Source organism: Rivularia sp. UHCC 0363, assembly GCF_034931125.1.
Lineage (GTDB): Bacteria > Cyanobacteriota > Cyanobacteriia > Cyanobacteriales > Nostocaceae > Rivularia.
Genome location: NZ_JAYGHM010000022.1, coordinates 1 through 3,792, shown reverse-complemented (window position 1 = coordinate 3,792; position 3,792 = coordinate 1). Strand labels below are relative to the sequence as shown.

Here is a 3,792-nt window from a genome sequence, read left to right as displayed (position 1 = left end):
CCCTAGTCACACACCCTACAAGAGCAATTACCAATTACCTAATTCTCAATCGCCCAATATATAAAACTTCCTAAACTCTACCTATAGATATATTGATAAAAATTTACAAATAACTCGTGTCACAATAGAAGAGTCCGGCATAAATACTCAGTTATTAAAAAGCTATTAAGGAGACTAGTTATGGTAGCAGTTACCGATAAAATCGAGAAAAAACTCACCATGCAGACTGCCGAAATTGCTGACGATACTACGGCAATTCGCTCTCTGGATTGGGATAGAGATAGATTTGATATCGAGTTCGGTTTGGAAAATGGCACTACCTATAACTCGTTTATCATCCGTGGCGAAAAAACTGCTTTAGTTGATACTTCTCACGAAAAGTTCCGCAAGCTGTATTTTGATACTCTTAACGGACTTGTTAATCCAGCAGAAATCGATTATTTAATTATCAGTCATACCGAACCCGACCACAGCGGTTTAGTTAAAGATTTTTTACAGTTAGCACCAGAAGTTACGGTGGTTGGTTCCAAAGTTGCGATTCAATTTTTGGAAAATCTGGTACACCAACCTTTTAAGAATCAAATTGTTAAGAATAGCGATCGCCTGGATTTAGGAAACGGACACGAGCTTGAGTTTGTCATTGCTCCTAATCTACACTGGCCCGATACCATTTTCACATATGACCATAAGACCCAAATTCTCTTTACCTGCGATGCTTTTGGGATGCATTATTGTTCGGATGCGACTTTTGATGAAGATTTAAACGCAATAAGTGCCGAATACAAGTATTATTACGAGTGCTTGATGGCTCCCAACGCTCGCTCTGTAATGTCCGCTCTCAAGCGGATGGGTGAGTTGGAAACTGTGGGTATGGTAGCAACCGGACATGGCCCGCTTTTATCCCATAATGTAGATGAGTTGATCGGACGCTACCGCAATTGGAGTAAAAATAAAGCCAAGGCTGAGAAAATTGTTGGTATTTTCTACTCCAAATACGGTTATGGTCATAAACTTGCTCAAGCAATAGCCAGCGGTGTTTCTAAAACAGAAGTTGCTGTAGAAATGGTAGATTTGAGCGAAGATGTCGATCTACAGGAATTACGAGAACAAGCAAGCCGCTTTACTGGAATTGTCGTCGGAATGCCTCCTGCATCCGATAAAAAGCTGCAAACCGCTCTCAGCACAATTTTAGGTTCGGTAAACGACAAACAAGCGGTAGGATTATTTGAAACTGGTGGTGGTGACGATGAACCAATCGACCCAATTTTAACCAAATTCCGAGAAGCAGGTTTAAAACCAGCTTTCGGTGCCATCAAAATTAAAGAAACACCCACCGAGAATACTTACAAGCAGTGCGAAGAAGCGGGAACTGACTTAGGACAATTATTAACCCGCGAAAAAAGCATCAAACACATGAAGTCTCTTGATGCTGACTTAGATAAAGCTTTAGGAAGATTGAGTGGTGGGTTATACATTATTACCGCTCAACGAGGTGACGTAAAAAGCGCGATGTTAGCATCCTGGGTAAATCAAGCTAGTTTCAAACCCTTGGGATTGTCGATCGCAGTTGCGAAAGATCGAGCAATTGAATCCTTGATGCAAGTAGGGGATAAATTCGTTTTAAATATTCTCGAAGAAGGCAATTATCAAGCCTTGATGAAACACTTTCTCAAACGATTTCTTCCCGGTGCCGATCGCTTTGAAGGAGTAAAAACCCAACCAGCCGAAAACGGTGCGCCGATACTCAGCGATGCATTAGCCTATGTAGAATGCGAAGTTGCGAGCAGAATGGATACTGGAGACCATTGGGTTGTATACAGCACAGTGTATGCAGGTAAAGTCAGCAAAGCCGAAGCGTTAACCGCAGTCCATCACAGAAAAGTTGGAAACCATTATTAATTAGTTAGGAGTTAGGAGTGAAGAATGAGGAGTTAAAAATAAAAATCAAAGAATAAAGATTAACAACTCAAATATTCTTTATTTCTTACAAAACTCCTAACTCCTAACTCTTAACTCCTAACTTTTCTCTTAACTCCTCACAATGATTCAACCATGTTAGAAAATAAGCCTCGTGACGTTCAAATTCTCCCTATTGCTACAGATACGACTATATTGCGATCGCGCAGTTGGACGCGGTTAAGGTTTGAGATCGAATACGCTCTGAGTAAGGGTACTACGGCTAATTCTTATTTGATTCAAGTCGATAAAATTGCGCTGATTGACCCTCCTGGGGAAACTTTTACGCAAGAATACTTAGACATTTTGCAGCAAAGAATTGATATTACCGAGATTGATTACGTAATTATCGGTCACGTTAATCCCAACCGTGCCGCTACTTTAAAGGCTTTACTCGAAATTGCCCCTCAAGTAACATTTGTTTGTTCTAATCCTGGTGCAATTAACTTACGCAAAGCTTTAGAAAACGACGAATTACCAATCATAGTAATGAAGGGGGAAGAAAACCTTGATTTAGGGAGAGGACATAATTTACAGTTTATTCCTACTCCCAATCCTCGTTATCCCGACCATCTTTGCACCTACGACCCGCAAACGGAAATTTTGTATTCAGATAAGTTATTTGGCGCACATATCTGCGGAGACCAAGTTTTCGATGAAGGTTGGAAAATATTTGTTGAAGACAGACGTTATTATTATGACTGCTTGATGGCACCCCACGCCCGTCAGGTGGAAACTGCTTTAGAAAAGATTGATGATTTAGCAGTAAGGATGTATGCACCGAATCATGGGCCTTTAGTCCGCGAAGGCTTGATCGATCTAACAGATGCTTACCACGAATGGAGCAAACAGCAAACAACTCAAGATACCAGCGTTGCATTAATTTACGCTTCCGCCTACGGGAATACCGCAACATTAGCAACTGCGATCGCTAGGGGAATAACTAAAGCCGGAGTCGCGGTAGAATCGATCAATTGCGAAGCTGTTGAACCGGAAGATATCAAAACAGCAGTAGAAAAAGCATCTGGTTTTATAATTGGTTCTCCCACTTTGGGTGGTCACGCACCCACGCAAATTCAAACGGCTTTAGGTATTATCCTTTCCACTGCTGCCAAAAGTAAGCTCGCAGGGGTATTTGGTTCCTTCGGTTGGAGTGGGGAAGCCGTGGATATTTTGGAAGGAAAACTCAAAGATGCTGGCTTCCGCTTTGGTTTCGATCCGATTCGCGTCAAATTCAAACCCGATGAAAAAACGCTGCAAATGTGCGAGGAAGCGGGAGTTGATTTTGCTCAAACATTGAAGAAAGCCAAAAAAGTAAAAGCACCAACTCAACCTTCCACAAGTGTGGAACAAGCAGTAGGAAGAATCATCGGTTCCTTGTGCGTTGTCACCGCAAAGCAAGGGGATGTCTCCAGCGCAATGTTGGCTTCCTGGGTATCTCAAGCCAGTTTCAACCCACCCGGTTTAACCATCGCTGTAGCTAAGGATAGAGCCTTAGAATCCTTGATGTATTCGGGTAGCGGTTTTGTGTTGAATGTATTAAAAGAAGGCGGTCATTTAGGATTGATGAAACACTTCCTTAAACCATTTAGTCCTGGTGAGGATAGATTCTCAGGAGTTAAGACAGAGGAAGCCGGAAACGGTTCACCCGCTCTTACCGATGCTTTAGCATACGTTGAATGTTCCGTTACTTCACGGATGGAATGTGGCGACCACTGGTTAGTTTATGCCACCGTCGATAACGGTAAAGTGTTGAATAACGAAGGGTTGACGGCTGTACATTATCGAAAAACGGGAACGCATTATTAAATTTTGGATTTTGGATTGCAGTAATTC

Annotated in this window: 2 protein-coding genes; both read left to right on the top strand. The window is 42.0% G+C overall.

Annotation, left to right across the window (positions count from 1 at the left end):
- Positions 1 to 180: 180 nt before the first annotated feature.
- Positions 181 to 1,899 carry a diflavin flavoprotein gene (locus tag VB797_RS14275; RefSeq protein WP_323238350.1) on the top strand — a complete coding sequence of 573 codons (1,719 nt, stop codon included), beginning with the start codon at positions 181 to 183 and terminating at the stop codon, positions 1,897 to 1,899.
- 153 nt (positions 1,900 to 2,052) lie between these two features.
- On the top strand, positions 2,053 to 3,765 hold the full coding sequence (locus VB797_RS14270; protein ID WP_323238349.1) for a diflavin flavoprotein: 1,713 nt from the start codon (positions 2,053 to 2,055) through the stop codon (positions 3,763 to 3,765).
- The last annotated feature ends 27 nt before the right edge of the window (positions 3,766 to 3,792 follow it).

What these genes read in the sequence shown, in the direction of transcription:
- VB797_RS14275 (WP_323238350.1), top strand. Translation starts at nt 181, where the DNA reads ATGGTAGCAGTTACCGATAAAATCGAGAAAAAACTCACCATGCAGACT.
- VB797_RS14270 (WP_323238349.1), top strand. Translation starts at nt 2,053, where the DNA reads ATGTTAGAAAATAAGCCTCGTGACGTTCAAATTCTCCCTATTGCTACA.